The sequence below is a fragment of the Saccharopolyspora sp. 6V genome (assembly GCF_020176785.1).
In the GTDB taxonomy this organism is placed as follows: Bacteria; Actinomycetota; Actinomycetes; order Mycobacteriales; family Pseudonocardiaceae; genus Saccharopolyspora_C; species Saccharopolyspora_C gregorii.
On record NZ_JAIUKB010000186.1, the window covers coordinates 1 to 7362 of the forward strand.

The window sequence follows — 7362 nt, forward strand, 5'->3', positions numbered from 1 at the left end:
TCCGCGCCGGCCCCCGCCCGCCCCTCGCTTCCGGGCTTGTTCCCGGGTGGCGGCGCGGTGTTGGGGGCCCCCCCCCCCCCCCCCCCCCACCACCAGGTGCGGAACAGCCGGCGCGATGTGGTGTCGGGTGAACGGACCGTTCGTCCGATCTAGTTGGTCAAACGGTCCGTTCACTCACAATCGCGGGGTGGCAGGGGCTCCTTCGGAGGCGGAACCGACCAGGGCCGCGTACTTCGCCAGGACGCCGTGGCGGAGCGTCGGTCTGGGCTTGGTCCAGGTGGCGCGGCGAGCGGTCAGCTCGGCGTCGGGGACCTGGAGGTCCAGGGTGCGCGCGGCGAGGTCCAGGTGGATCGGGTCGCCGTCGCGGACCAGCGCGATCGGTCCCCCGTCCGCTGCCTCCGGAGCGACGTGCCCGATGCACAGTCCGGTCGTCCCACCGGAGAACCGGCCGTCGGTGAGCAGCAGCACGTCCTTGCCCAACCCGGCACCTTTGATCGCGCCGGTCACCGCGAGCATCTCCCGCATCCCCGGACCACCCCGCGGGCCCTCGAAGCGAATCACCACCACGTCACCCGGCCGCAACGTCCCTTGCTCGACCGCGTCCATCGCACCTTGCTCGCCGTCGAAGACCCGCGCCGTGCCGCGGAACGTGTCGGTATCGAAGCCGGCGCTCTTCACCACGGCCCCGTCCGGCGCCAACGAACCGCGCAGGATCGTCACCCCGCCCGTGGGGTGCAGCGGGTTCGACAGCTGCCGCAGCACGTCGCCGTCGAGCTCGGGCGGATCCAGCGCCGCCAGGTTCTCCGCGAGGGTGCGGCCGGTGACGGTGAGGCAGTCCCCGTGCACCAGGCCCGCGTCAAGCAGTGCTTTCAGCACCACGGGAACTCCGCCGATCCGATCGACTGCGGGCATCACGTGCCTGCCGAACGGCTTCACGTCGGCCAGGTGCGGCACCCGGTCCCCGATCCGGTTGAAGTCCTCCAGCCGCAGGTCCACCTCGGCTTCACGAGCGATGGCCAGCAGGTGCAGCACCGCGTTGGTCGAGCCGCCGAACGCCATCACCACTGCGATGGCGTTCTCGAAGGCCTCTTTCGTGAGGATGTCGCGGGTGGTGATCCCCCGCGCCAGGAGGCCCACCACGGCTCGGCCCGCTTCGCGCGCGCTCACGTCGCGGCGCTGGTCCACCGAAGGCGGGCTCGCCGAGCCGGGCAGGGACATGCCGAGCGCTTCCGCGGCGCACGCCATCGTGTTCGCCGTGTACATACCACCGCACGCGCCTTCACCGGGGCAGATGGCGCGCTCGATGCGTTCCACTTCGTCTTCGCCGATGAGGCCCCGCGCGCACGCTCCCACCGCTTCGAACGCGTCGATGATCGTCACCTCGCGGCCGTCGACCTTGCCCGGCAACGTCGAGCCCGCGTAGACGAACACCGAGGCGAGCCCCAGTCGTGCCGCCGCCATCAGCATGCCGGGCAGGCTCTTGTCGCAGCCCGCCAGCAGAACCGAACCGTCCAGCCGTTCGGCCTGCATGACGGTCTCGACCGAGTCGGCGATGATCTCGCGGGACACCAGGGAGTAGTGCATGCCGACGTGGCCCATCGAGATCCCGTCGGACACCGAGATGGTGCCGAACTCCATCGGGAACCCACCGGCCTCGCGGACCCCGTCCTTGCCGGCCTGCGCCAATCGTTGCAGTGACAGGTTGCACGGGGTGATCTCGTTCCACGACGAGGCCACTCCGATCTGGGGTTTCACGAAGTCCTCGTCCTGCATGCCGACGGCTCGCAGCATGCCGCGGGCGGGCGACCGTTCGATCCCGTCGGTGACGTCACGACTGCGTGGCTTCAGGTCCGGTTCGCTGTGCTCGCCAGTGCTCATCCGGCCGACTGTAGTGCGGACGACAACTGCTGACCCGGTGCCGAGGTCCCCCGACGGGACACACGAAAAAAAAGGGGGCCTGGTCCCCAGGGAGTGGCTTGAAGGCCACTCCCTGGGGACCAGGCCCCCATCATCGTCTTCACCCCAGGCTCGTGACGGTCCTGGAAAACAGAACACGCCCCGGAACTTGGTTCCGGGGCGTGTCCCCTCATGAGTATTGTCGGCGGTGTCCTACTCTCCCACACCCTATCGAGTGCAGTACCATCGGCGCTGGAGGGCTTAGCTTCCGGGTTCGGAATGGGACCGGGCGTTCCCCGCTCCGCTAAAACCACCGACAAATCCAACCACACCAACACCCCACCAAGGGGCGCCATGTGAAACCTCTATCCAATTCAACAACCAACCGGTTGCTGCCTCAGACACCGTATAGTGGATGCGTAGCAATCTTCGTGAACAAGTCCTCGGCCTATTAGTACCCGTCCACTCCACACATTACTGTGCTTCCATGCCGAGCCTATCAACCCCATCATCTCTAGGAGGCCTTAACCCACAAAAGGGTGGGAGACGTCATCTTGGAACAGGCTTCCCGCTTAGATGCTTTCAGCGGTTATCCCTCCCGAACGTAGCCAACCAGCCCTGCTCCTGGCGGAACAACTGGCACACCAGAGGTCCGTCCGTCCCGGTCCTCTCGTACTAGGGACAGCCTTCCTCACATCTCCTACGCGCGCGGCGGATAGGGACCGAACTGTCTCACGACGTTCTAAACCCAGCTCGCGTGCCGCTTTAATGGGCGAACAGCCCAACCCTTGGGACCAACTCCAGCCCCAGGATGCGACGAGCCGACATCGAGGTGCCAAACCATGCCGTCGATATGGACTCTTGGGCAAGATCAGCCTGTTATCCCCGGGGTACCTTTTATCCGTTGAGCGACACCGCTTCCACCAGCCAGTGCCGGATCACTAGTCCCTGCTTTCGCACCTGCTCGACCTGTCAGTCTCACAGTCAAGCTCCCTTATACACTTACACTCAACACCTGATGACCAACCAGGCTGAGGGAACCTTTGGGCGCCTCCGTTACCCTTTAGGAGGCAACCGCCCCAGTTAAACTACCCACCAGGCACTGTCCCTGAACCCGATCAGGGTCCGAGGTTCAGATGCTCAGAACGACCAGAGTGGTATTTCAACAACGACTCCACACCCACTAGCGTGAACGCTTCACAGTCTCCCACCTATCCTACACAAGCCGCACCGAACACCAATACCAAGCTATAGTAAAGGTCCCGGGGTCTTTCCGTCCTGCCGCGCGAAACGAGCATCTTTACTCGTACTGCAATTTCACCGGGCCTGTGGTCGAGACAGCGGAGAAGTCGTTACGCCATTCGTGCAGGTCGGAACTTACCCGACAAGGAATTTCGCTACCTTAGGATGGTTATAGTTACCACCGCCGTTTACTGGCGCTTAAATTCTCCGCTTCACACACCCAAAGGCATGCTAACAGGTCCTCTTAACGTTCCAGCACCGGGCAGGCGTCAGTCCGTATACCTCGTCTTACGACTTCGCACGGACCTGTGTTTTTAGTAAACAGTCGCTTCTCCCTGGCCTCTGCGGCCACCACCAGCTCCCACCGCACGGGTGTTCACCAGCAATGGCCCCCCTTCTCCCGAAGTTACGGGGGCAATTTGCCGAATTCCTTGACCACAGTTCACCCGACCGCCTCGGTATACTCTACCTGACCACCTGTGTCGGTTTCGGGTACGGGCCATGCACACACATCGCTAGAGGCTTTTCTCGGTAGCACGGGATCACTGACTTCACCACAACGGCTACGCATCACCCCTCACCCTTCACACCGCCCGGATTTACCTAGACGGCAGGCTACAGGCTTACACCAGTACTACCACTCACTGGCACAGCTACCCCACTACGTCACCCCATCACTTGACTACCGCAGAATCAGGTCCCATGCACTCACACAACAACTCCGAAGAGCCACCATGCTCGCGGATGGTTAGTCTCAACCGTTTCGCCATGGGCGCGTGCACACGGGTACGGGAATATCAACCCGTTCTCCATCGACTACGCCTGTCGGCCTCGCCTTAGGCCCCGACTCACCCTGGGCGGACGAACCTGCCCCAGGAACCCTTAGTCAATCGGCGGCAGAGATTCTCACTCTGCTCTCGCTACTCATGCCTGCATTCTCACTCCCACACACTCCACGCCACGGTTACCCGGACGCTTCACCGCATGCAGGACGCTCCCCTACCCAACAAGCCACAAGGACTCATTGACACGGCTTCGGCGGTGCACTTCAGCCCCGCTACATTGTCGGCGCAGGACCACTTGACCAGTGAGCTATTACGCACTCTTTCAAGGATGGCTGCTTCTAAGCCAACCTCCTGGTTGTCTGGGCAATCCCACATCCTTTCCCACTGAGCACACACTTAGGGGCCTTAGCCGGTGTTCTGGGCTGTTTCCCTCTCGACGATGAAGCTTCTCCCCCACCGTCTCACTGCCGCGCTCTACCCAGGCGTATTCGGAGTTTAGCTGACGTCAGTAACCCATAAGGCCCATCAACCAACCAGTGCTCTACCCCACCCAGGAAACACACGACGCTGCACCTAAATGCATTTCGGGGAGAACCAGCTATCACGAAGTTTGATTGGCCTTTCACCCCTACCCACAACTCATCCCCCAGGTTTTCAACCCTGGTGGGTTCGGGCCTCCACACGGTCTTACCCGCGCTTCACCCTGGCCATGGGTAGATCACTCCGCTTCGGGTCTGCACCACGCGACTCCACGCCCTCTTCAGACTCGCTTTCGCTCCGGCTACCCCACAACAGGTTAACCTCGCCACGCAGCAGCAACTCGCAGGCTCATTCTTCAAAAGGCACGCCATCACACAACCCAAAGATCATGCTCTGACGGATTGCAGGCACATGGTTTCAGGAACTATTTCACTCCCCTCCCGGGGTACTTTTCACCATTCCCTCACGGTACTATCCACTATCGGTCACCAGGAAGTATTTAGGCTTAGCGAGTGGTCCCGCCAGATTCACAGCGCCCTCCACGGAAACGCTGCTACTCGGGAACAAATCCACACGTATCGCATGTGCTTTCGCCTACGGGACTCTCACCCACTCCGGCCAGGCATCCCAACCTGTTCAACTAACACACACAACCACGCTGAAACGGTGACAGCCGCCTCCAGACAAGCCCCACAACCCCAGACACGCAACCCCTGCCAGGTATCCCACGCGCCCGGTTTAGCCTCCTCCGCTTTCGCTCGCCACTACTCACGGAATCACCAGTGTTTTCTCTTCCTACGGGTACTGAGATGTTTCACTTCCCCGCGTTCCCTCCCAACACCCTATACATTCAGGTGCAGGTGACCCGACATCACTCGGGCCGGGTTTCCCCATTCGGACATCCTCGGATCACAGCTCGGTTGACAGCTCCCCGAGGCATTTCGCAGCCTCCCACGTCCTTCATCGGCCCCTGGTACCAAGGCATCCACCATGTGCCCTACATAACTTGGCCACAAAGATGCTCGCATCCACTATACAGTTCTCAAACAACAACCGAAAAGACACCAACCACAACCCACAATAAGGGCCGCAGTCACCAGTGTGTCCCCTCAGACACCCAACAGCGTGCACGACAACGAAAACTCCGAGCGGCATTTCCACTAAATCCTCGAGCACCCAGAACAGAAGAACACATGTCTTCTCAACCCTGGACACCCCACCAACACCAGTCGAAACCAGTGTCCGCGGATGTGCATTGCTCCTTAGAAAGGAGGTGATCCAGCCGCACCTTCCGGTACGGCTACCTTGTTACGACTTCGTCCCAATCGCCAGTCCCACCTTCGACCACTCCCCCCGGGCGAACCGGTTGGGCCATGGGCTTCGGGTGTTACCGACTTTCATGACGTGACGGGCGGTGTGTACAAGGCCCGGGAACGTATTCACCGCAGCACTGCTGATCTGCGATTACTAGCGACTCCGACTTCACGGGGTCGAGTTGCAGACCCCGATCCGAACTGAGACCGGCTTTAAGGATTCGCTCCACCTCACGGTATCGCCACCCTCTGTACCAGCCATTGTAGCATGTGTGAAGCCCTGGGCATAAGGGGCATGATGACTTGACGTCATCCCCACCTTCCTCCGAGTTGACCCCGGCAGTCTCCTGCGAGTCCCCACCATCACGTGCTGGCAACACAGGACAAGGGTTGCGCTCGTTGCGGGACTTAACCCAACATCTCACGACACGAGCTGACGACAGCCATGCACCACCTGCACACAGGCCACAAGGGAAACCCCCTCTCAGGGGCGATCCTGTGCATGTCAAACCCAGGTAAGGTTCTTCGCGTTGCATCGAATTAATCCACATGCTCCGCCGCTTGTGCGGGCCCCCGTCAATTCCTTTGAGTTTTAGCCTTGCGGCCGTACTCCCCAGGCGGGGCGCTTAATGCGTTAGCTACGGCACAGGAACCGTGGAAACAGTCCCCACACCTAGCGCCCACCGTTTACGGCGTGGACTACCAGGGTATCTAATCCTGTTCGCTCCCCACGCTTTCGCTCCTCAGCGTCAGTATCGGCCCAGAGACCCGCCTTCGCCACCGGTGTTCCTCCTGATATCTGCGCATTTCACCGCTACACCAGGAATTCCAGTCTCCCCTACCGAACTCAAGTCTGCCCGTATCGACCGCACGCCCACCGTTAAGCGGCAGGTTTTCACGGCCGACGCGACAAACCGCCTACGAGCTCTTTACGCCCAATAATTCCGGACAACGCTCGCACCCTACGTATTACCGCGGCTGCTGGCACGTAGTTAGCCGGTGCTTCTTCTACACCTACCGTCACCCGAAGGCTTCGTCGATGTCGAAAGAGGTTTACAACCCGAAGGCCGTCATCCCCCACGCGGCGTTGCTGCGTCAGGCTTTCGCCCATTGCGCAAGATTCCCCACTGCTGCCTCCCGTAGGAGTCTGGGCCGTGTCTCAGTCCCAGTGTGGCCGGTCACCCTCTCAGGCCGGCTACCCGTCGTCGCCTTGGTAGGCCATCACCCCACCAACAAGCTGATAGGCCGCGGGCTCAACCTGCACCGCCGGAACTTTCCACACGCAGACCATGCGGCCACGTGTCCTATCCGGTATTAGACCCCGTTTCCAAGGCTTATCCCAGAGTGCAGGGCAGATTACCCACGTGTTACTCACCCGTTCGCCACTCATCCACCCCCGAAAGGGCTTCAGCGTTCGACTTGCATGTGTTAAGCACGCCGCCAGCGTTCGTCCTGAGCCAGGATCAAACTCTCCAACAATGTCTCAGAGAAAATCCTGCCCCGAAAAAAACGAGGCACCCCGGCCATCCAAAGAAAACCGAGGCATATAATTCATCAAGATGAGTTTACCACTCACCATCATCGGCACGCTGTTGAGTTCTCAAAGAACACACCCACACCATCACCCACAACCCCTGCATTCAGGG

Annotated in this window: 1 protein-coding gene and 3 rRNA genes; all 4 read right to left on the reverse strand. The window is 61.0% G+C overall.

Going from position 1 to position 7362, the window contains the following annotated elements:
• Nucleotides 1-174: 174 nt before the first annotated feature.
• Complete coding sequence (gene ilvD / locus LCD35_RS28255; RefSeq protein ID WP_224962299.1) at nt 175-1878, reverse strand: dihydroxy-acid dehydratase; 1704 nt, start codon at nt 1876-1878, stop codon at nt 175-177.
• A 218-nt stretch (nt 1879-2096) separates the two neighbouring features.
• Nucleotides 2097-2214: ribosomal RNA gene (gene rrf / locus LCD35_RS28260) — 5S ribosomal RNA — on the reverse strand.
• A gap of 113 nt (nt 2215-2327) precedes the next feature.
• Nucleotides 2328-5415: ribosomal RNA gene (locus LCD35_RS28265) — 23S ribosomal RNA — on the reverse strand.
• A gap of 254 nt (nt 5416-5669) precedes the next feature.
• Nucleotides 5670-7195, reverse strand: a 16S ribosomal RNA gene (locus LCD35_RS28270).
• Together the 16S, 23S and 5S rRNA genes form the textbook arrangement of a ribosomal RNA operon.
• Nucleotides 7196-7362: the final 167 nt, after the last annotated feature.